The organism is Streptomyces sp. NPDC051576 (assembly GCF_040681835.1).
GTDB lineage: Bacteria > Actinomycetota > Actinomycetes > Streptomycetales > Streptomycetaceae > Streptomyces.
In genome coordinates, this window is sequence record NZ_JBFAZO010000005.1 from 39,431 (window position 1) to 62,302 (window position 22,872).

Below are 22,872 nucleotides of genomic sequence, written 5' to 3' on the forward strand. Positions count from 1 at the left end.
CGGCGCGTGGGGACAGCGGGAGTTGGTGGGCCCGCGACCCTCGTTACTCCGTGGCGATGGACCCGAGGATGTCGAGGTGTGCTGCCCTTCGTGCTGGGCGGAGTGCGGCCAGGGCTCCTGCGGATAGGCCGACTACTGCCACTATCAGGAGTTGCAGGGGTGGTATCGCGAAGGCGAAGGTGCTGTCGCTCGCGCCGTCGGAGGCCTTTACCAGGACCCAGCCGAGGAACGCCCCGAGGGTGAGTCCGCCTAGCGTGCCGAAGGCTGCTACCAGGACTGACTCCCAGCGGACCATGGCCCGCAGTTGGGAACGGGTCTGGCCCACTGCCCTCAACAGGCCCAGTTCCCGGGTGCGTTCGTGGATCGCCAGGGTGAGTGTGTTGGCGATGCCCAGCAGGGCGATGAGGACCGCCAGGGCCAGCAGGGCGTAGACGAGAGTCAGCATCATGTCTATGCCGCCGGCCGAGGACTGGGCGTACTCGTGGCGGGTCTGGACTTGGGGGTTGCCGTACTGGGCTGCGATCTTTTGGACCGCCGCCTTGCCCTTGGCCGTGCTCACTCCGTCCTTGAAGGAGACGGCAACGAGGGTGTCGGAGTCCTGGGTGCGGTGTGGGGCCCAGGCGGTGCGGGTGATGACGTAGTCGCCGGCGAGTTCGGAGCGGCCGTAGACCGCGCGGACCGTGAAGGTCTTCTTCTTGCCGTCGGTGAAGGCGAGTTGGGTTTTGCTGCCGGTGGTGAGGTGTTGTCGGTCGGCTTCTGTCCTGGTGATGGCTATGCCGTCGGAGCCGAGGGTGCGCAGGGAGCCGTCGACCGTGCCGAGGTCGAAGGTGCGGGCCAGGGCGGTGGGGTCGGTGACTGTCAACGCCCTTCCCTTGCCGTCCACTTCGGCCACTCCTCGGCCGAGTCCCACTGCCGTGTCCACCTCGGGCAGTTGGCTGACGGCCCCGGCCAGTCGAGGGCTCAGGCCGCTGCCGCCCGCACCGAAGGAGGGGGTGCTGACCGCCACGTCACCGGCGAAGGAGCGGGAGACGGTCTGGTCCATCGTGGCCTTCAACGAGGCGCCGAAGACGGTGAACAGCGACACCACGGCCACGCCGATCATCAGCGCGCTGGCCGTGGCGGCCGTGCGCCGGGGACTGCGCAGGGCGTTGCGGCGGGCGAGTCCGCCGGTGACGCCGCGCAGCCGGTCGAGGGGGCCGCCGAGGACGCGTACCGCCGTGGAGGAGGCGACCGGGCCCAGGACGACGAAGGCCACCAGGGCCAGTACGGCGCCAAGTCCCGCTAGGGGCAGGGACGGTGAGACCAGTACGCCGGTGAGGGTGACACTGATCGCGAGGGCTGCCAGGGCCAGGCCGGTCACCGCGCGGGCGCTGGACGCGCCGGACTGGTCGACGGCCGTCTCGCGCAGTGCGGCCAGGGGTGCGGTGCGGCCGGCCCGTATGGCGGGCATGAGGGCGGAGCCGAGGCAGACGACTGTGCCTACGGCGAGCGGCAGGGTCATCGACAGTGTCCTGATGACCAGGTCGCCGTCCGGGAAGGGGAATCCGATGGCCGGGAACAGTGCCTGGAGGCCTGCGGCGATGCCGATGCCGCCCGCGAGTCCGGCGGCGGACGCGGTCACGGCGACGACGCTCGCCTCGGTGACAGTGGCCGCGGTGACCTGGCGGCGGGAGGCGCCGATGGCTCGCAACAGGGCGTTCTCGCGGGTGCGTTGGGCGATGACGATCGCGAAGGTGTTGTGGATGGAGAACGTTGCCACGAGGAGGGCTATGCCGGAGAACACCAGGAGGAAGGTGGTGAAGATGCTCAGGAATTGAGAGGAGATCATGTCGGTGTTCTCCTGCGCCGACGCCTGACCGGTTATGGCCTCAACTCCCTTGGGGAGGACGGGAGTCAGTCGGTCGACCAGTTGTCGCTGGCTGATGCCGGGGCCGGCGCGCACGCTGATGGTCGATGCCTGGCCGGGCTTGGCGGTGAGGTATTTCTCGGCGTCGGCCTGGGTCATCCCGGTGAAGGTCACCTGTGCCATGCCGTCCTCGCCGCCGAAGGTCGCGAGGCCCACGATGGTCACCTGGACGGGGTCGGGGGTGCGCAGGGTCGTGGTGTCGCCGATCTTCAAGTGGCCCTTGTCGGCGGCGCCTCGGTTGACTACGACCTCGCCGGGGTGGGTCGGGGTGCGGCCTTCGGCCAGCCGGTACGGGTTGAGTTTCGGGTCGGTGATCCAGTTCCCGGCGAGGGTGGGCGGGCCCTGGCCGCCGACGGGTTTGCCGTCGGCGCCCACGAGTTGGCCCGCGCCCTGGATGCTGGGGGCGGCGGCCGCGACGCCGGGGACCCGGTCGAGGGTCTTGGCGAGGGACGTGCTCACCGGTTGGCGTACGCCCTGGCTCTCGCCGGGTGTCGTGATGGCGTCGGCGCTGCGCACCACGGCGTCCGTGCCGCTGGTGGCGTCGCCGAACATGGTGTCGAAGTTGGCGCGCAGGGTGTCGCCCATGACAAGGGTCCCGGCGAGGAAGGCGACCCCGAGGAACACGGCGAGGAACGTACCGGCGAAGCGCCTTTTGTGGGCCCGCAGGGAGGACATGCTCAGGCGGACGGAGGCGTTCATGATGACCTCACCTCGAAGGCCTTGAGGCGGTCCAGCACCTTGTCGGCCGTGGGCGATTCCATACGGTCCACCAGTCGTCCGTCGGCGAGGAAGACGACCTCGTCGGCGTGGGCGGCGGCCACCGGGTCGTGGGTCACCATCACGACCGTGCGGTCGGTCTGCCGTACGGCGCGGCGCAGGAGTCCGAGGACCTCGCCGCCGGAGCGGGAGTCGAGGTTGCCGGTCGGCTCGTCGGCGAAGACGACCTCGGGCCGGCCCGCGAACGCCCTTGCCACGGCGACGCGTTGCTGCTGGCCGCCGGAGAGTTCGGAGGGGCGGTGGTGGAGGCGGTCGCGCAGGCCGACGACGTCGACGAGTGCGTCGATCCACTCCCGGTCGCCCCTGGCTCCGGAGAGGTCCAGGGGCAGGGTGATGTTCTCCGCGACGGTGAGCGTCGGGATCAGGTTGAACGCCTGGAAGACGAAGCCGACGCGGTCGCGGCGCAGGAGGGTGAGGCGCCGGTCGTCGAGGGTGCCGAGTTCGGTGTCGCCGATGTAGGCGGCGCCAGAGCTGAGTGTGTCGAGGCCGGCCGCGCAGTGCATCAGGGTCGACTTGCCGGAGCCCGAGGGACCCATGATCGCCGTGAAGCGGCCGGCCGGGAAGTCGACGCTCACCCCGTCCAGGGCGCGCACGGCGGTGTCGCCGACGCCGTACACCTTGACGGCGTCGACGACCCGCGCGGCCGTGCGGGTGGTGGTAGCGGTGGTCATGCCGGGCCGCCTCCCTTGCCGATGCGGCCGAACTGCTCGTCCAGGACGGACAGTCGACGCCAGTACTCGTCCTCGTCGATCTCGCCGGAGGCGAAGCGGCGGCCGAGCACGGCGAGCGGGGAGTCGCCTGTGGGGCGGGGGTCGGCCGACGCGCGCCACGGGCCGCCGCGACCGCGCCAACCGGTGCGGCGCAGGACGGTCACCACGCCGACCACCACGGCCGCCCAGATCAGCGGGAAGAACAGGATCCACGGGCCGGGGCCGCCGCCGTTCCAGTTCGCCAGGGTCTGCATATCGATTCATCTCCTAGGGGTCCGAAGCCCTGAAGGGCCTTCGTGTGAGGTTGTTCGTGATGTATCGAGACTGGCTCCGGGGAGGGGGTCGGGGCGTCGTACGGGCAGCGGCAGTGCGGGTACCTCCTGGGGAGTACGCGAGTTCCTTCCGGCTGCTCCTTGAGGTATCGACTTCAAGGACTCGACTTCTGTACCTACTGGTATGTACAGTCAGCGCATGAGCACCCCGGAGCGACTGATCGAGTCCACCCGCGAGCTGCTGTGGGAGCGCGGCTATGTGGGCACCAGCCCCAAGGCGATCCTGGAGCGCGCGGGCGCCGGGCAGGGCAGCATGTACCACCACTTCAAGGGCAAGCCGGATCTGGCGCTGGCGGCGATCCGGCGGACGGCCGAGGAGTTGCGGGCCACCGCCGAGGGAGTACTCGACGGGCCTGGTTCGCCGTACGAGCGGATCGAGGCGTATCTGCGGCGCGAGCGGGATGTGCTGCGCGGGTGTCCGGTCGGGCGGCTGACGATGGACCCGGACGTCGTCGCCAGCGCCGAGCTGCGTGAGCCGGTGGACGAGGTGCTCGACGCGATCCGTGAGCGGCTCGCCGGAATCGTCGAAGAGGGCAAGGAACAGGGGCAGTTCGGACCGGAGCTGGACGGTGAGGAGATCGCGGCGACGATCCTCGCGACCGTGCAGGGTGGTTATGTGCTGGCCCGCGCGTCCGGTTCACCGGCCGCGTTCGACGCGGGTGTCCGGGGGCTGCTCGCCCTTCTCTCCCCCATGTCCTCGCCATCCACCTCCTCCATGTCATCCCGATAGGAGTCCACGTACGTGCAGATCACCAGGAAGCACCGCGACACACGGCAGGGCCCGGCGGAGAACTTCACCGGCACGGTGTGGCTCGACGAGATCGCGGCGCCCGGGCCGCCGTCCCGGATCCGGATGTTCAGCGTGCACTTCGCGCCCGGCGCGCACACCGCGTGGCACACCCACCCGCACGGCCAGGTGCTGCACGTCCTTGAGGGCGAGGGGCTGGTGCAGCGCAAGGGCGGCGCCGTCGAGCCGATCCGCGCGGGCGACACCGTGTGGATCGAACCGGGCGAGTGGCACTGGCACGGCGCCGCACCGCGCACGTTCATGACACATCTCGCGGTCGTCGAGGCCGCCGAGGACGGCACGACCGCCGAATGGCACGAGCACGTCGACCCTGCGGACTACCCCGCCTGAGGAGGCACTTGATGTTCGCCATGCAGTACGAACTCACCCTGCCCGCCGACTACGACACGGGAATCATCCGGGGCCGGGTCGCGCGGATCGGGCATCTGCTCGACGACTGGGACGGCCTCGGCTTCAAGTCGTTTCTGCTGCGCGAGCGCGGAGTGCATGGCTCGCCGGTCAACCAGTACGCCCCGTTCTACCTGTGGAACACGGTGGAGGGCATGAACCGCTTCCTCTGGGGAAGCGCCTTCCAGGGGCTCGCCGACGACTTCGGGCGGCCCCAGGTGCTGCGGTGGACGGGCCTCTCCTACGAGGAGGGCAGTGCCGCGGGTTCCCCCGCCGCCGTCGCGGTGCGCAACCGCCGACGGATACCGGAGGGGGTGGAGCTGGCCGCGGTGATGGCGGACGCGGTGAACGAGACCCGGCGGCTGGCCGGGGAGGACGGCGCGGTGCTCGCGGCGGCGGCCGTCGACCCGCACGGCTGGGAGCTGGCCCACTTCTCGCTCTGGGAGCACGAGACGCCGAAGGCGGAGGGGGACGTGTTCCAGGTGCTGCATCTCTCGGCGCCGGGTCGGCGCGAGTTGCCGCGCGGCCGGCAGTGGTGAGTGAAGTCGCCGCCGTCCGTACGGTGTTGGGGGATGTTGCGCCAGGGGAGCTGGGCGTGTGCGACGCACACGATCACCTCTTCCTCCGTAGCCCTCGGCTTCCCGGCCAGGAGTTGGGCGACGCCTCCGCCGCGCGGGCCGAGCTGGCCGCGTTCCGTTCCGTCGGCGGGGACAGCGTCGTGCAGTGGACGCCGTACGGGATGGGGCGCCGGGTGGCCGATCTGCCCGTGCTGTCGCGGGCGACGGGGGTGCGGGTGGTGTGCGCGACCGGGTTGCACCAAGCGGCCCACTACAGCCCCGAGTTGATCGAGGGGCTGCGCGGCAGGCTGGCCGAGTTGTTCGTCGCGGAGCTGACGGAGGGCATCGGGCCGTCGGGTGTCCGCGCCGGGTTCATCAAGGTCGCGGGCGGCTTCCACGGCCTTGACGCGCACGCCCGTTGGACGATGATCGCGGCGGCCGAGGCCCACCGTGCGACGGGTGCTCCCATCGCTGTGCACCTGGAGCTGGGCACGGGCGCGCTCGACGTACTCGACCTGCTGTGCGGGGAGTTGGGCGTCGAACCGCATCGGGTGATCCTCGGTCACCTCAACCGCTCCCCCGACCCCGTGGTGCAGCGCCAGGCCGCCGGAACGGGCGCCTACCTGGCCTTCGACGGCCCGTCCCGCGCCAACCACGCCACGGACTGGCGGATGCCGGACGGCGTCCGGGCCCTCGCCGAGTCCGGTTTCGCCGACCGCCTCCTGCTGGGCGGCGACACGGTGGTCGCCGGCGCCCGCTCGGTGGACGGCGGCCCGGGCATGCCGTATCTGCTGCGCCGGGTCGGGCCACGGCTCGCGCTGGAACTGGGCGAGGAAGTGGTGAGGCGCATCTTCACGGAGAACCCCGCGCGGGCGTTCGCCGTCAACTGGCCCTGAGAACACGGGAGAAGAACCGGCATGCCCTTCGTACGCATAGACGCGCTGCACGCCGACTCCGCACGGCTCGACGCGCTCGGCCGTGCCGTGCACGACGCCCTGGTGGAGACGATCGGGATTCCGGACGACGACCGGTTCCAGGTCCTGGTCGGTCACGACGGCACCCACAGCACCATCCGGTACGGCGACTACCTCGGTGTACGCCGTGACGACGGCATCGTGTTCGTCGCGATCACGATGCGCTCCGGGCGCGGCCCCGACCGCAAGCGGGCGCTGTACCGGCGGATCGCGGAACTCGCGCACGCGTACGCGGGGACCGAGCCGCGGAACGTGTTCGTCACCGTGACCGAGAACGCGTCGGTCGACTGGTCGCTCGGCGACGGCGTCGCGCAGTACGCCCCCTCGGCGGAGCCGGTCGTCGACGGCTGACGGGCGCCCGCTATGTTCGACGCGAACATCGAACATGTGGAGCTGGTGTGCAGACGACAGTGGAACCGCCCAGAGCGGCGGAGGCGGAGGTCGCTGCGGCCGGGTGGCCCCGGTCCTGGCCGCTTCTGCTGTTGGCGGCCGCTGTCGTTCCCGGTCTGCTGCTCTTCTCCGTCGGGCGGTGGCTGGACGCGCCGGCCGTGCAGGCGTGGCGGACCGTGTGTCTGGCCATCACCACGCAGGCTCTGCCCTTCCTGTTGCTGGGTACGGCGCTGTCGGGAGCGATCAACGCCTTCGTTCCGGCACGGGTGTTCACGAAGGTCCTGCCCAGGCGGGCCGCGTTCGCCGTCCCCGTCGCCGGGGTCGCGGGAGTGGTGCTGCCGGGCTGTGAGTGCGCGTCGGTGCCGGTGGCGAACAGTCTGATCGGGCGCGGGGTCACCCCGGCCGCCGCGTTCGCGTTCCTGCTCTCGGCGCCCGCGATCAACCCGGTCGTCCTCACGGCCACCGCGATCGCCTTCCCCGCCAGCCCGGTCATGGTGCTGGCCCGGCTGCTCGCCTCGCTGGCCACGGCCGTCGTGATGGGCTGGCTGTGGCTCTGGCTGGGGCGTGAGGAGTGGCTGCGGCCGGCCGTACGGCATGCCGGGCATCAGCCGGGGCACAGCCGCTGGACGGAGTTCCGGACCGGCTTCCAGCACGACTTCCTGCACGCGGGCGGGTTCCTCGTCATCGGGGCGATGGCAGCGGCGACCTTCAATGTCGCGGTGCCGCGTTCCGTGCTCGACACCTTCGCCGGTTCGCCCTGGTTGTCCGTGCTCTTCCTGGCCGCGCTCGCGATCATCCTCGCGGTCTGCTCGGAGGCCGACGCGTTCGTGGCGTCCTCACTCACAGGTTTCTCGCCCACTGCCAGGCTGGCTTTCATGGTGGTGGGCCCCATGGTGGACCTGAAGCTGATCGCCCTCCAGGCGGGCACCTTCGGCCGGGCCTTCGCGGCCCGCTTCTCCGCCGCCACGACGGTCGTCGCGGTCCTGTCCAGCGCGCTGATCGGAGCCGTACTGCTGTGAGACGCCCCCTCCAGGTGACCCTGCTCGTCCTCAGCGGCCTGGGCCTGCTGCACGCCTCGCTCTTCACCGACCTGTGCCTGCGCTACGTCAAGCCGAGCATGCGCCCGATGCTCGTCGTCTCGGGGTTCCTGCTGATCCTGCTCGGCATCGCGGAGGCGTGGTCACGGCGGAGACCGGACGCGGACGAGGAGCACGCCGGCCACAACCACTCCAAGGTGCCCCGCGTCGCCTGGCTGCTCTTCCTCCCCGCGCTCAGCCTCCTCTTCTACGCCCCACCCGCCCTCGGCGCCTACACCGCCTCCCGTGCCGCTCCCAAGGCCGTCGCCCAGCAGGACTCCTTCGATCCGCTGCCCGCGACCTCGCCGCTGCCGATGACCCTCACCGACTTCACCACCCGCGTGCAGCAGGACCGCAAGGGGTCCATCAAGGGCCACACCCTCCAGATGACCGGCTTCGTCACGCCCGACAAAGCCGGCACGTACTGGGACCTGACGCGGATCATGATCTCGTGCTGCGCGGCGGACGCCCAGTCCATCAAGGTGCGGGTCTACGGCATCCCGGCCCTGGCCGCCAACACCTGGGTGACGATCACCGGGACCTGGCACGCGGGCGGAACCCTGGGCACCAAGTCCGCCATGGCCGCGCTCGACGGCGTCACCGTCGAGAAGGTCGCCAAGCCGGTCAACGCCTACCAGGACGCCCTGCCGTTCCCGGCCTCGCGCTGACCTGACCGGCCAGGGCTAGACCACCGAGATGTCCACGGACGGCCGTAGCTTCGCCGCGGCGGCCAGCGCCTCGTGCATGGGGTGACCGTCGAAGGCCGTCAACAGGGCTTCGTCGGCGGGCAGTTCGGCGGCCGGGTAGGCGATCTGTTCGTAGGCCGCCTGGAAACGGGGTCCCCAACGGCGGGCGCCCAGGCGGGCCGTGCGGGAGCAGTTGTCGACCATGTACGCCACATCGCGGGCGTGCATGTAGGGCAGCAGGGAGTCGACCGCCTCGATGACGGACTCGTTGACGATCTCCGACCAGGGGTGGCCGCGTTCGGCGAACTCGTCGACCTGGGCGGTCATCGTCGCCGCGAACACGCCTGCCGTGAACGGCTCGACGGGCAGGGCCCGTTCGGCCCGGCGCGCCCGCACCTCCGCCCCCGCGGCCCACATCGGAGAGCCGCCGATCCGGCTCATCTCCCGTGTCCCGAGCCGCCGTTCGGCGAGGACGACGCTGCGCAGTTCGGTGCCGTCGGCGACCTCGTCGTAGATCTCGGCGACGATCTCGCGGGCGGGGCCGTAGGTCGCCGAGTACGCGCGGTCGAAGACCTCCCGGCCGGCCGGGTCCAAGTTCTCGCGGACGGCGCGGAGTCCGGCGCGCGAGATGGTGCGGGCGACGGGTCCGGTGACGTTCTCGCAGGAGCGCTCGTACGCGGTCACCGGGTCGTCGCCGCTCAGGCGGTAGCGCGTGTAGAGGCTCTCGACGATGCCGTGGACGGCGCCGAGCAGGATGGCGCGTTCGCCGACGATGTCGGAGCGGTACTCGCTCTCCAGGGTGGTGCGGAAGGTGTACGGCGAGCCGAGCGCGACCGACCAGCCCAGCGCGCGGTCCGTGGCCCGGCCGTCGGGGTCGGCGTGGACGGCGTAACTGCTGTTGATGCCCGCGCCGTTGATCTCAGCGCCCTGTTCGTAGAGGCGGCGCACGGAGTCGCCCATGCCCTTGGGGCAGACGGCGATGACGGCGTGCCCGGGCGGGAACTCGCCCCCGTTCTCGCGGAGATGGCCGAGGAGGAAACCGTGGGAGAGGCCGATGGTGGCGCCGGGCTTGAGGGCGGCGAAGATCTGCTCGTGGTGGGCGGCGAGGGCGGCGTCCGCGATGAGCAGGATCACGAGGTCGCTGTCGGCGGTGACGGCGAGCCAGTCGCCGAGGGTGCCGTCCGCCTCGGTGAAGCCGTGGGCGCGGGCGTCGGTGGCGGAGGCCGAGCCGGGGCGCAGGCCGACGCTCACCCGGATGTCCGTACCGGAGAGGGAGTCGCGCAGGTTGCGGGCCTGGGCGCGGCCCTGTGGGCCCCAGCCGATGACGCCGATGCGGCGGATGCCGGCGAAGGCCTGCGGGAGCAGCGGGAAGAGGTGGCGGCCGCCGCGCAGGATGGTCTCCGTGCCGCCGGGCACGTCCATCGTTTCGAGGGTGAAGACGGCGGAGGTGTGCGTGGTCGAGGTCATGGTCGAGTTGTAGGCTGCGGGCGAGTGTTGCGGCAAGCGCAACATGTGCAGCGGGCTATTGCGTGAAACGAAAGGGCCAGGTCACGGCATGCGGGACGATCACCGGGAGCTACGGCTCTTCCTGCATCTGGCGCAGACGCTGAACTTCGGGCGGACGAGTCTCGACTGTCATGTCAGTCCGGCGACGCTCACGCGGACCGTGCAGCGGCTGGAGGCCGACCTCGGACACCGGCTGTTCGACCGCGGTGCGCGCGGGGTGTCCCTGACGGCGGAGGGGCATCGCTTCCGTGAATACGCGGTCCAGGCACTGGAGTTGTGGCGCGCCTACCGCGAGGAGCACCCCGACCCGGCCGAACTCACCGGCCGTCTGGGCCTGTTCGCCACGGTGACCGCCTGCCAGGCCTTGCTGCCCGACCTGTTGGCGCCCTTCCGGGCCGCGCACCCACAGGTACGGCTCGATCTGCGCACGGGCGACGCGGCGGCGGCGCTGGCCCGGCTCGACGAGGGCGAGGTGGACGTCGCGGTCGCGGGCATCCCGGCGCGGCTGCCGGAGCCCCTGGTGAGCCGGACGGTCGCGGTGACCGACCTGGTCCTCGTCACCGCACGCGACCGCCCCGACCCCGCTCTCGACGGCCCGTTCGTCCTCCCGCACCGGGGCCTGGTCCGGGAGGCGGCCGACCGCTGGTTCCGATCCCGGGGCACGGCCCCGGACGTAGCCGCTGAACCGGACGGCCACGAAGGCCTGTTGACCCTGGTCGCGCTGGGCTGCGGGACGGGGGTGGTGCCCCGGCTGGTGCTGGAGTGCAGCGCCGTACGGGAACGGCTGACGGTGGTCCCTGCGGACCCGCCCCCGGAGCCGTTCCCGATCGGGCTGTGCGTACGGCGGGCGGATCTGCGCCGCCCCTTGGTGGCGGCCCTGTGGAGCCTCACGGCACCGTAGGACCGGCCGTGGGACCGCCGTAGAACCACCGGCGAACGGGTGGTCAGTCCAGGTTCACCGGGCCGTCGTCCTTCTTGTCGTCCTTCTTGGCCTGGAGCTGGAGCAGGTTCTTGACCTCTTCGCCGGGGTGGCGGCCGTCGTTGTCCGAGCCGCTCAGGTTGCCGCGGACGGAGTCCAGGATCGTGAGCCCCTGGGACACCAGGCCGGCGGCGATCTCGCCGAGGCCGTCCGCGCCGTTGAGGACGTTGACGTTGGCTCCGGCGAGGCCGCCCGCCGCTTCCTTGACGATCTGCGGGAGCTGGTCGATCAGCATCCGGTCGAGTGCGACCCGGTCGTAGGAGGCCGCCGCCTCGGCCTGGATCTTCATGCGGTCGGCCTCGGCGATGGCGAGCAGCTTGATCCGCTGGGCCTCGGCCTCGGCGGGCTTGACGATCTCGGCGACGAGCTGCTGCTGGCGCAACTCGGCCTGGCGCTGGGCCAGTTCGGTCTGCGCGGCCAGCACCTCCTGCTGGGCGTGGGCCTGCGCGAGCGGTCCGGCCTGGGCGGCCTGTGCCTGGGCGCGGTCCACCTCGGCGGAGTACTCCGCCTTGACGACGGCGGTCTGCCGGGCGTACTCGGCCTGGTTGCGGGCCGCCACCTGTTCCGCCTCGGCCGAGGCTTGGGTGGCCTGTGCCTGGGCGATCTGGGCCTGGCGCTGGATGGCCGCCTTGTGCGGGGCGGACATCGCGTCGATGTAGCCGGTGGCGCCGTCGTCGATCGACTGGATCTGCAGCGAGTCGACGATGAGGCCGATCTTCGCCATCTCGATCTTCGAGGTGTCCAGCACCTCGGCGGCGAGCTTCTGCCGCTCGGTGACGATCTCCTCGACGGTCATCGAGCCGATGATGGCGCGCAGGTGACCGGCGAAGATGCGGCCGGTCAGCACCGACATCTGGTCCTGGTCGGACAGGAAGCGCTGGCCCGCGTTGATGATGCTCTCGGTGTCGTTGCCGACCTTGAAGGCGATCACGGCGCGGACGTTCAGGGCGATGCCCTGCCGGGTCACGCAGGTCTCGGTGACCTCTGCCTCGCACATCGCCAGGGTGAGGAAACGGGTCTTGCGGAAGACCGGGAGCACGAACTTTCCGTGCCCCGTCACGACTCGGAACGGCGCGCCCCCCAGTCCCCGCCTGCCACCCGAGATCAGCATCGCCTCGTCGGGAGCGGGAACGCGGTAACCGAACATTGGTACTCCTCACTCTGCGCCGGCGGAGTCCCCGCCCAGCGCGTCCAATGGATCCACCCATTCGATGACGTGGACCTCACGACCCCCACGCGACTCGATCACGAGCACGGTCGCCCCCGTGGGCAGGGGATCGTCCGACCAGGCGAGGAAGGTCTCGGAGCCACCCCGGACGCGCACCAGGACCTCGCCGGGGCCCGCGCTTCCGCGGGTTCCGATGATCACCTGCCCCGTGCATCCGATCACGGGCTCATCCTGCGGCATCACCGGCCGCCCTCCATCCTCTGGCCTTAGGTTTCCGACGATAGACCTACTCTGCCCCGGCTCCCAACGGGCTCGTCGATTCCTTCTGTCGCGGGCTGTCCGCGCGGTCAGGACAGGGCCGCGAGCGGATCGTCGAGGACCGGCTGCCACGCCAACTCGGCTGCGCCGACCAGGCTGTTGTGGTCGAGGGTGCAGGCGAGGATCGGCACCCCTCCGCTCTGGCCCCAGAGGCTGCGGTCGGCGACGACCGCGCGCAGCCGCTCGGGGGCGGCGTCGAGGAGGGTGCGGTGGAGTCCACCGAGGATGATCCGGTCGGGGTTGAGGATGTTCACCAGCCCGGCGAGCCCCAGCCCGAGGCGGTCGACAAGGGCTTCCACGGCCTCGCGGACGGACGGGTCGTCGTAGTGGTGACGGATCAGGTCGTTGGACTGCTGGAGCAGGGACACCTCGGGGCCGGGCTCGCGGCCGGCGGCGACGAGGAAGGCGAGCGGGTCGGCCTCGACGTCCAGGCAGCCTCGGCTGCCGCAGTAGCAGGGGCGGCCCTCGGGGTTGACGGTGAGGTGTCCGACTTCGAGCGCCAGGCCCGAACTCCCCGTGTGCAGACGCCCGTCGAGGACGAGCGCACCGCCGACACCCCGGTGCCCGGTCGCCACGCACAGCAGGTCGCGGGCGCCCCGCCCCGCGCCGTGCCGGTGTTCGGCGAGCGCGGCGAGGTTGACGTCGTTGCCCGCGAACGCGGGACCGGTGATGCCGGCCGCGCGCACGCACTCGGCGAAGATCCGGCGCACCGGCGCGCCTGCGGGCCAGGCCAGGTGCAGGGGGTTCAGAGCCAGTCCGTCGGGTTCGGCGACGGCGGAGGGCACGGCGAGCCCGGCGCCGACACAGCGCCGGCCGGTGTCCCGCAGCAGCTCGGTACCGGCCTCGACGACCGAGACCAACACCTTCGCCGGGTCGGCGTCCACGGTCTCGCAGCCGGGCGCGGTCGCCACGAGCTGCCCACCGAGCCCGACCAGCGCGGCCCGGAAACCGTCGGCGTGCACCTGGGCGGCGAGGACGACGGGGCCGTCCTCGGCGAGCGCGAGCCGGTGCGAGGGCCGCCCCTGCGAACCGGCCGCGGCGCCGGGCCGGGCGTCGACCCGGATCAGCCCCAGCGCCTCCAGCTCGGCGGCGACCGCGCCGGCCGTGGCCCGGGTCACCCCCAGCTCGGCGGTCAGGACGGCCCGGGTGGGCGCCCGCCCGGTGTGCACGAGCTCCAGCGCGGGCCCGAGCGCACCGCGCCCCCGGTCCAGCCGCGCCCTTGAGGTGGTCCCTTCCCCCGCCGGCCGGGGGTCCGCCTTGCCGCTCATGAGGGCGAGTCTCCCATGATCCGCAGGCGGGGCCACCAAGGGCGCGGGCTAGAACCCGCTCACCCTGAGCGTGACGTTCAACCGCCCCGTCAGCCCCAACTCCACCGGCGCCGTGCCCTCGTGGACCCTCGGCACCCCGTGGTAGGCCAGCCGCGAGGGCCCGCCGAACACGAACAGGTCGCCGCTTCTCAACTCGACGTCCGTGTACGGCTTGGTGCGGGTCCCGGTGTTGCCGAAGCGGAAGACGCAGGTGTCGCCGAGGCTGAGCGAGACGACCGGCGCATCGGACTTCTCGTCGCTGTCGCGGTGCATGCCCATGCGGGCGTCGCCGTCGTAGAAATTGATCAGTGCGATGTCGTACGACGCCGTCGGCGCCCCGAGTGCGTCGGTGACCGCCCGCTGCCCCAGTTCGTCCAGCCAGTCCGGGAACGGCTTCACCGGGGTGCCGTCGCCGTCGGTGACCGTGCGGGAGTAGGCGTACGGGTACCAGTGCCAGCCCAGGCAGACCTGCCGGGCGGTCATCGTGCCGCCGCCGGGTGTGCGGACCGTGCGCAGTCCGGCGGGCGGCCGGGCCCACTCCCGGCAGGCCGTCAGCAGCTCGCGCTGGCGGTCCGGGTCGAGCCAGTCCGGCAGGTGCACCGCGCCCGGCGCGATCTCCTTACGGGCCCTCGGAAACAGCTCGGCGTCCATATCCCCATCCTGCCTCGACGGGCCATGAGCTGGGACTCGGTTAGCCTTGGCGCACGATGGACGACCGTACCGACCGAATGACGACTCCGTGGGGCGAGCGCGCCCTGGCCCGCTTCCCCGAGGACCCGCGCGACCGGCTGCGCGCCTGGGACGCCTCCGACGAATACCTTCTGCGGCACCTGGCAGAGCAGGAAACCCCGCTGTCCGGCACGGTCGTGATCGTGGGCGACCGCTGGGGCGCGCTGGCCACGGCGCTCGCGGAGCACGGCCCGGTGCAGATCACGGACTCGTTCCTCACCCAGGAGGCGACGCGGGCGAACCTCGCGCGGAACGAGGTCGCCGCGGACTCCGTACGGCTGCTCACCACCCAGGATCCGCCGCCCGAACGCGTGGACGTCCTGCTGGTGCGGGTGCCCAAGAGTCTCGCGCTCCTGGAGGACCAACTGCTGCGGCTGGCGCCCGCGGTGCACGCCGGCACGGTCGTGGTCGGCACCGGCATGGTGAAGGAGATCCACACCTCGACGCTGAAGCTGTTCGAGCGGATCCTGGGTCCGACCCGGACCTCGCTTGCCGAGAAGAAGGCCCGCCTGATCCAGTGCGCGCCACGGCAGTCGGCGGCCCGCGCCGCCAACCCCTGGCCGCACAGCTACGCCCTGCCCGAGGGCATCGGCGTCGTCTCGGGGCGGACCGTGGTCAACCACGCGGGGGTGTTCTGTGCCGAGCGCCTCGACATCGGCACCCGTTTCTTCCTCCAGCACCTGCCCGACAGCCGTGGCCTCGGCCGGGTCGTCGACCTCGGATGCGGCAACGGAGTCGTCGGTACGGCGGTGTCGCTGGCCGATCCGGAGGCCGAAGTCCTGTTCGTGGACGAGTCGTTCCAGGCCGTCGCCTCCGCCGAGGCGACGTACAAGGCGAACGGCGTTCCGGGGCATGCCGAGTTCAGGGTCGGGGACGGGCTGGCCGGGGTGCCGGCCGACAGCGTCGACCTCGTGCTGAACAATCCCCCGTTCCACTCCCACCAGGCGACGACCGACGCGACGGCCTGGCGGATGTTCACCGACGCGCGGCGCGCGCTGCGGCAGGGCGGCGAGCTGTACGTGGTCGGCAACCGGCATCTCGCCTACCACGTGAAGCTGAAGCGGTTGTTCGGCAACAGCCGACTGGTCGCCAGCGACGCCAAGTTCGTGGTGCTGAAGGCCGTCAAGCGGTAGTAGGGCCACGTCCGGCGAGCACGCCGATGATCCGGGTCACCGCCCCGGCCATCGCCTCGCGCCCCACGCTCAGGTACGTGCGGGAGTCGACCGCCTCGGGATGCTCGGCGAGGAAGGCGCGGATCGCGCCCGTCATCGCGAGGTTGAGGGCCGTACCCACGTTGACCTTGGTGATGCCGCCGGCGACGGCCGCGGTCAGTTCGTCGTCGGGGACTCCTGAGGAGCCGTGCAGGACGAGCGGGATGTCCAGGGCGGCGGTGAGCCGCTTGAGGAGGTCGTGGTCGAGGGTGGCGGTACGGGTCGTCATGGCGTGGGAGCTGCCGATGGCGACGGCGAGGGCGTCGATGCCGGAGTCGGCGACGAAGGCGCGGGCCCGGGCGGGGTCGGTGCGGGCGCCGGGTGCGTGGGCGTCGAGCGGCGGCTCGCCGTTCTTGCCGCCGACCTCTCCCAACTCGGCCTCGATCCACAGCCCTTGGGCGTGCGCCCAGTCCGCGGCGGTGCGGGTCGCGGCGAGGTTCTCGGCGTACGGCAGGCGGGCCGCGTCGTACATGACGGAGCTGAAGCCGGCGCCGGATGCCTGTCGGAGCAGGTCGTCGCTCTGGACGTGGTCGAGGTGCAACGCGACGGGTACGGTGGCCCGTTCGGCGGCGGCGACGGCCGCGCGGGCGAGCGGGAGGAGGCGGCCGTAGCGGAACTTGACGGCGTTCTCGCTGACTTGGAGGACGACGGGTGCTTCGGCGGACTCGGCGCCGGCGATGACGGCCTCGATGTGTTCCAGCGTGATGATGTTGAAGGCGGCGACGGCGGAGCGGGCGGTGGCGGCGCGGGTGACGAGTTCGCCGGTGGTGACGAGGGGCACGGCCGGGTCCTTTCCTGTCGTTCCGGGTACCGGAGTTCAGGGGGCGAGGATCACCGAGCGGGTGAGGTGGCGCGGGCGGTCGGGGTCGAGGTCGCGGTGGGCGGCGACGGCGACCGCGAGGCGCTGGGCGCGGACGAGTTCGGCGAGCGGGTCGAGGCCGCCGTCGATCCACAACCCGCCGGTGGCACGCACCTGTTGGGCGAGTCCCTCGGGTGCGTCGCCGAGCATCCAGGTGGCGGTGCCGTGGGTGGTGATGCTGATCGGGCCGTGTCGATACTCCATCGCCGGGTAGGCCTCGGTCCAGGACAGTGAGGCCTCGCGCATCTTGAGCCCGGCCTCGTTGGCGAGACCGACGGTCCAGCCGCGGCCGAGGAAGGTGAACTGCGTGCAGGCGACGAGCTGTTGGGGCAGTTCGGCGGTGAGCGCGGAGCGGGCGTCCGCGACGACCGCGTCGGTGTGCAGTCCGAGGTGGGCGCGGAGCAGGGTGACCGCGGTGGTCGCGAACCGGGTCTGCACGACGGATCGTTCGTCGGCGAAGTCGAGCACGACGATCTCGTCGGCGGCCGTCATGACGGGCGTGTGCGGGTCGGCGGTGATCGCGGTGGTGCGGGTGCGCCCCTTCAACTCCCCCAGGAGCCCCAGCACTTCGGTGGTGGTGCCGGAGCGGGTGAGGGCGAGGACACGGTCGTACGAGCGGCCGCGCGGGAACTCGGAGGCGGCGAAGGCGTCGGTCTCACCCTGGCCTGCGCCCTCGCGCAGCGCGGCGATCGCCTGGGCCATGAAGTACGAGGTGCCGCAGCCGACGATCGCGACCCGCTCCCCCGCCGTCGGCAGCAGCCGCGCGTGTCCCGCCGCCTCCGCCGCGGCGCGTGTCCAGCACTCGGGCTGGCTGTTCAGCTCGTCCTCGACATAGGTCATGCCGTACCCCTCCCCGTTGATGCTTGTTCTTGCAAGATATAGCGAGCTTTCGAGCACAATCAAGCAATTCGCCGAGGGTGGTGTGCGCTAGGGTCGCCGGAGAATCGAGGAACGGAGAGTGCGGATGTCGCGCGACGCCCGCTGGAAGGCGCTGCTGGACCTGCTCGTCGAGCGGGGCCGGCTCGACGTCGAGGAGGCGGCGGCCGACCTCGCGGTGTCGGCCGCGACGATCCGCCGCGACTTCGACCAACTCGCCGAGCAGCAGATGCTGGTACGCACCCGGGGCGGCGCGGTGGTCCACGGGGTGTCGTACGAACTACCCCTGCGCTACAAGACCGCCCGGCACGCCTCCGAGAAGCAGCGCATCGCCAAGGCGGTCGCGGAACTCGTCGCGCCGGGCGAGGCGGTGGGCCTGACGGGCGGTACGACGACCACGGAGGTGGCCCGCGCCCTGGCGGTCCGCAGCGACCTCACGTCCGGGTCCCCGGCACTGACCATCGTGACCAACGCGCTCAACATCGCCAATGAGCTTGCCGTACGGCCCCAGTTCAAGATCGTGCTGACCGGCGGGGTCGCGCGCCCGCAGTCGTACGAACTCGTCGGGCCGCTCGCGGACGGGGTGCTCTCGCAGATCACCGTCGATGTGGCGGTGCTCGGCGTGGTCGCCTTCGACGTGACGCACGGCGCGGCGGCCCACGACGAGGCGGAGGCCGCCGTCAACCGGCTGCTGTGCGAGCGCGCCGAGCGGGTGGTCGTCGCGGCCGACTCCAGCAAGCTCGGCCAGCGGGCGTTCGCCCGGATCTGCGCGGCCGAGTCGGTGAACACGCTGGTGACGGACACGGCGGTGGGGCCGGATGTGGTGCGGCGGTTCGAGGAGGCGGGGGTGCGGGTCGTCGCGGTGTGAACCGGGCTTCCCGAAGCGGGGGTTGCGGGACGCCGAGGGTCGACGTCCCGCGCTGTCCGAGCAGTTGACGGTATGTCAGCCGAAGACCTTCACGGCTTGGTAGTACGTCCACGCCGTGCTGTTGCAGGCGGTCGCGGTGGCGCCGGTGTAGGCGGCGCAGACGCGCTTGAGGTCCTCGTAGAAGGCGCTGTCGAGGCGCGACTTGTTGGCGTCGAAGGCTCCGGCGGCCTTGTAGTTGCGGTAGCCGAAGTCGTGGCGGGCGCAGGACGTGGCGAAGGGGAAGCCGAAGGGTTGTCGGGCGAGTCGGAGCAGTAGTCGGTGGACCAGTCGAACTCGTAGGCGGACCAGGCGGATTGGTTGGCGCGCGCGGCGGCCCACTGGTTGTAGCTGGACGCGCTGGTCTGGGTCCAGTCCGACAGGACCTGGGGCTTGTCGGCGGGGACGGCGGTGGCGGCGGTCGCGGTGGCGACGACGGCTACCAGGGCCAGAGTCGAGGCGGAGACAGCGGTGGCGAGTCTGCGGTGCATCCAACACCTCCATGACCGCGATCCGCCCGTCGGATCGCAGGTTCATGACAAGATGATTTACGCGTCGACCGTGCCTTCACACCGCATGAGCCCCAATGTCCCGTTAACTCTCGTATGTGCGGGGTGAATTGGGCGTGGCATCCAGCCGCCCTTTGCCCCGGGTCAGGATGGTGTGAGCGGCAGGTCGTCCGTGAAGGCGTTGACGGGTTGGGCGATGCGCCGGGTGCCGTGGACGTCGAGGGCCGCCGCCGCGGTCCTGGTGCCGAGTGTGCCCTGGGTGTGCCAGGTTCCGGTGACGGCCAGCCAGGTGTTGGCGGGCGGGGCCGGGGTGCCGTACATCCGGACCTTGACCGTCTGGGCGTCGGCCGCGCAGCAGGTGAAGATGATGCGGGTCAGGTTCCAGCCGTCGCCGAGCCGGTCCGGTGTCGCGAAGCCGGTCATCTGGACGGTGCGGCCCTTGATGGCCAACTCCCTGTCCTGCTGCACGCGGGTGGTGAAGTCCGTGAGGGTCATCGGCAGGGGTGAGGTGGCGGGCAGTGCGGCGAAGCGCTTCTGCTGTTTGACGGTCTCGCTGCCGGCGTGCGCTGCCGTGTAGGCGCCGAGGGCGGGTGGGGCGTAGAGGAGGAGGCTGAGCGCGGGGAGGAAGAGCAGCCAGGCGATGCGGGGTGCGGAGGAATGGTCGTGGCCGTGGTCATGGCCGTGGTCGTGTTCCGTCTCGTCGGCCGAGTCGCGGTCGAGTGCCGCGTGGGTCAGGCCCAGCAGCAGGAGGAGGACGCCGGAGACGATCAGCAGCGGGCGCAGGCCTTCCTTGACGTAGCGCAGGTAGAGGTCGGTGAAGAGGGCGGTGTGCAGGAGGCCCAGGCCGGTCAGGACCAGGAGCAGTACTTGTGCGGTGCGCTTCACAGCAGGGCGCCTCCGATCAGGACACTGGCGGCCACGGCCACGACGGTGGTCGCGGTGGAGAAACGCATCGCGAACGCCCGGCCGAAGGTGCCCGCCTGAAGGGCGATCAGTTTGAGGTCCACCATGGGGCCGACCACCATGAATGCCAGCCGGGCTGTGGGCGAGAAGCCTGTGAGCGAGGCGGCTACGAACGCGTCGGCCTCCGAGCAGACCGCGAGGACGACGGCGAGCGCGGCCAGGAACAGCACAGACAGCCAGGGCGAGCCGGAGAAGGTGTCGAGGACGGAGCGCGGGACGGTCACGTTGAAGGTGGCCGCGGCCATGGCGCCGAGCACGAGGAAGCCGCCGGCGTGCAGGAAGTCGTGCTGGAAGCCGAGCCGGAACTCCGTGAGGCGGCTGTGTCCCGACCGGTGTCCGGTGTGCCGGACGACCGGGCGCAGCCACTCCTCGCGGCCGAGCCAGAGCCACAGCCAGCCCATGGCGGCCGCGGTGGCGAGCGAGGCGATGAGCCGGGCCAGCACCATGGCGGGGCTGGCCGGGAAGGCGACGGCGGTGGCGGTCAGCACGATCGGGTTGATCGCGGGCGCCGAGAGCAGGAACGCGAAGGCGGCGGCCGGGGTGACGCCCCGGCGGATCAGGCTGTTGGCGACCGGCACGGACGCGCATTCGCAGCCGGGCAGGACGGCTCCCGCGACGCCCGCGACCGGGACGGCGAGCGCGGGGTGCTTGGGCAGCACCTTGGTGAACAGGTCGGCGGGCACGAAGGCGTTGATGGCCCCGGACAGGGCGGTGCCCAGGAGGAGGAAGGGCAGCGCCTGCACGGTGATGGCCAGGCAGACGGTGCGCCAGGCCGCGACGGCGGGGCCGTTCAGCCATGGCGTGCCCGAGAGCAGGAGAACGGCCGCCGCCAGACCGAGCGCAAGGGCGAGCGCTGTCGCGGGCGGGGGTCTGCGAAGGGTGCGGCGCCGTGGCTCGGGTGGGTGGACGGTTTCCTGGGCCGCCCGCTCCGTCACATCAAGCAGCTCATCCGTTTTTTGCATATTTGCTCCGAATGTCTGATGGTGCGACAGAACATAGTACGGTTCTCGTGTGATCAGCCGACTGTCCGTCACCATCGTCCGCGCGTGTCTGCGTGAAGGCTCCGGCGGGAGCCCCACGGCCGTGCTGGACGAGATGCCGCTGAGCGACGACGAGCGATGCCGGGTGCCGGTCCTCGCGGGGACCTCGCACGCCGCGTTCGTCGCCGTGCGCGGGTCCGAGGTCTCGCTCCGCTTCTTCACCGCCGAGGGCGAACTCCCCGCGTGCGGCCACGGTACGGTCGCCGCCCTGGCCTTCCTCGCGGCGCGCGCCGGAGGCCCGGAGTACCGGGGCACCCTGCGGGCCGGGGGGCGTTCGTTCGCCGGCCGTGCCGTACGGGAGGGGACGCGGTTCCGTGCCGGCTTCGAGCCGGGTCCCGTCGAGACGCGGGAGCCGAGCGCGGACGAGACCGCACTCGTCCTGCCCCCGCTGGGCATCACCCCGGACACACTCGCCCCCGGTGCTCGCGTGGCCTCGATCGGACGGGCACGCCTGCTGGTCCCGGTGGTGTCGCGCGCGGCGCTCGCCGCGCTCGCCCCGGACTTCGAAGGGCTCCGCGCGGCCTGCGACCGGCTCGGACTCCTCGGCTGCTACGTGTACTCGGTACCGACGCGCTCCGGCGGGATCACGGCGCGGATGTTCGCGCCGTCGATCGGCGTCCCGGAGGACATCGCGAACGCCAACAGCACCGCGTGTCTCGCCGCCGACCTGGCCGCCCGGGGCGTCACCGAGATCGCCGTCGACATGGGCGACTCCCTGGGCAGCCCGGCCACGATCACCGCGAGCGCGCGGCCCGTGCCGCGGCTGGGCGGTGTGGCGGAAGTCGACGGTGCCGTGCGGGAGTTCGCCGTCGAGACGCGTTGATGCCGGTTCTGTGAACGCGGGCGGGCCACGTGAACTCGCCGTTACGTCTTGGCCCGGCCCCGCCAAAAGGTCTTGTGCGGCGGCCTTTCGCTCGATCACCATCACAGCGATCCGTCGCACCCTTTTCCGCTCCAACCCCCGGCCGGCTCGCGTCCGGTCCGTCTGGGAGGCCTCGCGTGGCGATTCCCGAGCCGCATCGCACCGGCACGGTCGACTTCAACGGCTGTTCCACCTGGTACCGGATCACCGGTGAGGCCGGCCGGACGCCCCTGGTCGTGCTGCACGGCGGACCCGGCGCGGGCCACGACTACACGCTCAGCATCGCGGGCATCGCCGAGCAGGGACGGCCCGTGGTGCACTACGACCAGCTCGGCACCGGGCGCTCCACCCATCTGCGGGACAGGGGCGCCGACTTCTGGACCGTCCAGCTCTTCCTCGACGAACTCGATCAGCTCCTCAAGGAGTTGGGCATCGCCGACGCCTACCACCTCCTCGGCCAGTCCTGGGGCGGCATGCTCGCCGCCGAGCACGCCGTACGCCGACCGACCGGGCTGCGCGGTCTGGTCATCGCCAACTCCCCCGCGTCCATGGAGCTGTGGCTCGCGGGGGCGGCCGAACTGCGCGGCCAGCTCCCGCCCGAGGTACAGCGCACCCTGCTCACTCACGAGGCCGCCGGAACCACCGACCACCCCGACTACGTCGCCGCCGAGCAGGTCTTCAACGAGCGCCACGTGTGCCGTCTGACCCCCAACCCGCCTGAGGTGCAGGCGACTTGGGACAACATCGCGGCCGACCCGACCGTGTACCACACGATGAACGGGCCGAACGAGTTCCATGTCGTCGGCACACTCAAGGACTGGTCCGTGATCGACCGGCTGCATCTGATCGAGGCACCGACCCTGCTGGTGTCCGGACGGTACGACGAGGCGACCCCCGAGACGCTGCGCCCGTTCGCCGACCACGTCCCCGACGTGCGCTGGCACATGTTCGAGCACTCCAGCCACATGCCGCACGTCGAGGAGGAGGAGCTCTACCTCCGGGTCGTGGGCAGCTTCCTCGACTCCACCGACTGATCCC

The 22,872-nt window shown here is 71.5% G+C and carries 24 protein-coding genes and 1 pseudogene; 12 read left to right on the forward strand and 13 right to left on the reverse strand.

The genetic code is table 11. The annotated features are described in order from the left end of the window. Positions 1–43: 43 nt before the first annotated feature. The 3 genes from AB0M63_RS17450 to AB0M63_RS17460 are packed head-to-tail and all read right to left on the reverse strand — an operon-like array spanning position 44 to position 3,647. Positions 44–2,605 carry an FtsX-like permease family protein gene (locus AB0M63_RS17450; protein ID WP_366019967.1) on the reverse strand — a complete coding sequence of 854 codons (2,562 nt, stop codon included), beginning with the start codon at positions 2,603–2,605 and terminating at the stop codon, positions 44–46. Next, a complete protein-coding gene (locus AB0M63_RS17455) occupies positions 2,602–3,354 on the reverse strand; it encodes an ABC transporter ATP-binding protein (protein ID WP_366019968.1) in 753 nt (250 codons plus the stop codon). Before AB0M63_RS17455 ends, AB0M63_RS17450 begins: the two co-directional genes overlap by 4 nt. Next, positions 3,351–3,647 carry an SHOCT domain-containing protein gene (locus AB0M63_RS17460; protein WP_366019970.1) on the reverse strand — a complete coding sequence of 99 codons (297 nt, stop codon included), beginning with the start codon at positions 3,645–3,647 and terminating at the stop codon, positions 3,351–3,353. Before AB0M63_RS17460 ends, AB0M63_RS17455 begins: the two co-directional genes overlap by 4 nt. A gap of 217 nt (positions 3,648–3,864) precedes the next feature. Between AB0M63_RS17460 and AB0M63_RS17465 the strand changes: the two genes are divergently transcribed. Genes AB0M63_RS17465 through AB0M63_RS17495 form a run of 7 tightly spaced genes read left to right on the forward strand, consistent with a single transcriptional unit; the run spans position 3,865 to position 8,585 of the window. Then, on the forward strand, positions 3,865–4,455 hold the full coding sequence (locus tag AB0M63_RS17465; protein ID WP_355901533.1) for a TetR/AcrR family transcriptional regulator: 591 nt from the start codon (positions 3,865–3,867) through the stop codon (positions 4,453–4,455). Positions 4,456–4,467: 12 nt separating this feature from the next. Beyond that, positions 4,468–4,863 carry a cupin domain-containing protein gene (locus tag AB0M63_RS17470; RefSeq protein WP_366019971.1) on the forward strand — a complete coding sequence of 132 codons (396 nt, stop codon included), beginning with the start codon at positions 4,468–4,470 and terminating at the stop codon, positions 4,861–4,863. A gap of 11 nt (positions 4,864–4,874) precedes the next feature. Further along, a complete protein-coding gene (locus tag AB0M63_RS17475) occupies positions 4,875–5,459 on the forward strand; it encodes a DUF4865 family protein (RefSeq protein WP_366019972.1) in 585 nt (194 codons plus the stop codon). After that, positions 5,453–6,373 carry a phosphotriesterase gene (locus AB0M63_RS17480; RefSeq protein WP_366019973.1) on the forward strand — a complete coding sequence of 307 codons (921 nt, stop codon included), beginning with the start codon at positions 5,453–5,455 and terminating at the stop codon, positions 6,371–6,373. The genes AB0M63_RS17475 and AB0M63_RS17480 overlap by 7 nt, the downstream gene beginning before the upstream one ends. Before the next feature lie 21 nt (positions 6,374–6,394). Continuing rightward, positions 6,395–6,802 carry a tautomerase family protein gene (locus AB0M63_RS17485; RefSeq protein WP_366019974.1) on the forward strand — a complete coding sequence of 136 codons (408 nt, stop codon included), beginning with the start codon at positions 6,395–6,397 and terminating at the stop codon, positions 6,800–6,802. Between the two features lie 47 nt (positions 6,803–6,849). Continuing rightward, positions 6,850–7,860 (forward strand): permease, encoded by a 1,011-nt coding sequence (locus tag AB0M63_RS17490; protein WP_355901538.1) that lies wholly within the window; start codon positions 6,850–6,852, stop codon positions 7,858–7,860. Continuing rightward, on the forward strand, positions 7,857–8,585 hold the full coding sequence (locus tag AB0M63_RS17495) for a TIGR03943 family protein (RefSeq protein WP_366019975.1): 729 nt from the start codon (positions 7,857–7,859) through the stop codon (positions 8,583–8,585). The genes AB0M63_RS17490 and AB0M63_RS17495 overlap by 4 nt, the downstream gene beginning before the upstream one ends. A gap of 15 nt (positions 8,586–8,600) precedes the next feature. Here AB0M63_RS17495 and AB0M63_RS17500 read toward each other — a convergent pair whose 3' ends face one another. Next, entirely contained in the window at positions 8,601–10,070 is a 1,470-nt protein-coding gene (locus tag AB0M63_RS17500) for a ketol-acid reductoisomerase (RefSeq protein ID WP_366019976.1), read from the reverse strand. Between the two features lie 88 nt (positions 10,071–10,158). On the opposite strand from AB0M63_RS17500, the gene ilvY reads away from it, so the two are divergent. After that, entirely contained in the window at positions 10,159–11,010 is an 852-nt protein-coding gene (ilvY, locus tag AB0M63_RS17505) for an HTH-type transcriptional activator IlvY (RefSeq protein WP_355901541.1), read from the forward strand. A 43-nt stretch (positions 11,011–11,053) separates the two neighbouring features. Here ilvY and AB0M63_RS17510 read toward each other — a convergent pair whose 3' ends face one another. The 4 genes from AB0M63_RS17510 to AB0M63_RS17525 form a co-directional block, all read right to left on the reverse strand. Further along, positions 11,054–12,235, reverse strand: a complete 1,182-nt coding sequence (locus AB0M63_RS17510; RefSeq protein ID WP_366019977.1) for an SPFH domain-containing protein — start codon at positions 12,233–12,235, stop codon at positions 11,054–11,056. Positions 12,236–12,244: 9 nt separating this feature from the next. Beyond that, positions 12,245–12,496, reverse strand: coding sequence for a hypothetical protein (locus tag AB0M63_RS17515; RefSeq protein ID WP_355901543.1), 252 nt, complete (start codon positions 12,494–12,496; stop codon positions 12,245–12,247). A gap of 107 nt (positions 12,497–12,603) precedes the next feature. Continuing rightward, positions 12,604–13,842, reverse strand: a complete 1,239-nt coding sequence (locus AB0M63_RS17520; RefSeq protein WP_366019978.1) for an ROK family protein — start codon at positions 13,840–13,842, stop codon at positions 12,604–12,606. 48 nt (positions 13,843–13,890) lie between these two features. Further along, positions 13,891–14,532: an alpha-ketoglutarate-dependent dioxygenase AlkB gene (locus AB0M63_RS17525; RefSeq protein WP_366019979.1), complete on the reverse strand. Its 642-nt coding sequence runs from the start codon at positions 14,530–14,532 to the stop codon at positions 13,891–13,893. A 77-nt stretch (positions 14,533–14,609) separates the two neighbouring features. Here AB0M63_RS17525 and AB0M63_RS17530 point away from each other — a divergent pair, with 77 nt between their 5' ends. Continuing rightward, positions 14,610–15,743, forward strand: a complete 1,134-nt coding sequence (locus AB0M63_RS17530; RefSeq protein WP_366020372.1) for a methyltransferase — start codon at positions 14,610–14,612, stop codon at positions 15,741–15,743. On the opposite strand, the gene AB0M63_RS17535 is transcribed toward AB0M63_RS17530, so the two are convergent. Together AB0M63_RS17535 and AB0M63_RS17540 are read right to left on the reverse strand one after the other, a co-directional pair. Further along, the gene (locus tag AB0M63_RS17535) at positions 15,733–16,602 is read right to left on the reverse strand and encodes a class II fructose-bisphosphate aldolase (protein ID WP_366019980.1); all 870 of its coding nucleotides are present in this window, start codon (positions 16,600–16,602) and stop codon (positions 15,733–15,735) included. The genes AB0M63_RS17530 and AB0M63_RS17535 overlap by 11 nt on opposite strands. 36 nt (positions 16,603–16,638) lie before the next feature. Then, positions 16,639–17,520: an SIS domain-containing protein gene (locus AB0M63_RS17540; RefSeq protein ID WP_366019981.1), complete on the reverse strand. Its 882-nt coding sequence runs from the start codon at positions 17,518–17,520 to the stop codon at positions 16,639–16,641. A 124-nt stretch (positions 17,521–17,644) separates the two neighbouring features. Here AB0M63_RS17540 and AB0M63_RS17545 point away from each other — a divergent pair, with 124 nt between their 5' ends. Further along, entirely contained in the window at positions 17,645–18,424 is a 780-nt protein-coding gene (locus AB0M63_RS17545; RefSeq protein ID WP_356055619.1) for a DeoR/GlpR family DNA-binding transcription regulator, read from the forward strand. A gap of 75 nt (positions 18,425–18,499) precedes the next feature. Here the strand turns inward: AB0M63_RS17545 and AB0M63_RS17550 are convergent. The 3 genes and pseudogenes from AB0M63_RS17550 to AB0M63_RS17560 all read right to left on the reverse strand — a co-directional run bounded on the left by AB0M63_RS17550 (position 18,500) and on the right by AB0M63_RS17560 (position 20,894). Continuing rightward, positions 18,500–18,951, reverse strand: a pseudogene (locus tag AB0M63_RS17550) (phospholipase). A gap of 162 nt (positions 18,952–19,113) precedes the next feature. Further along, the gene (locus tag AB0M63_RS17555) at positions 19,114–19,854 is read right to left on the reverse strand and encodes a TIGR03943 family protein (protein WP_355901550.1); all 741 of its coding nucleotides are present in this window, start codon (positions 19,852–19,854) and stop codon (positions 19,114–19,116) included. After that, positions 19,851–20,894 carry a permease gene (locus AB0M63_RS17560; protein ID WP_366019982.1) on the reverse strand — a complete coding sequence of 348 codons (1,044 nt, stop codon included), beginning with the start codon at positions 20,892–20,894 and terminating at the stop codon, positions 19,851–19,853. The genes AB0M63_RS17555 and AB0M63_RS17560 overlap by 4 nt, the downstream gene beginning before the upstream one ends. A gap of 49 nt (positions 20,895–20,943) precedes the next feature. Between AB0M63_RS17560 and AB0M63_RS17565 the strand changes: the two genes are divergently transcribed. Beyond that, entirely contained in the window at positions 20,944–21,795 is an 852-nt protein-coding gene (locus AB0M63_RS17565) for a PhzF family phenazine biosynthesis protein (RefSeq protein ID WP_366019983.1), read from the forward strand. Between the two features lie 176 nt (positions 21,796–21,971). Further along, positions 21,972–22,868 (forward strand): proline iminopeptidase-family hydrolase, encoded by an 897-nt coding sequence (locus AB0M63_RS17570; protein WP_366019984.1) that lies wholly within the window; start codon positions 21,972–21,974, stop codon positions 22,866–22,868. The last annotated feature ends 4 nt before the right edge of the window (positions 22,869–22,872 follow it).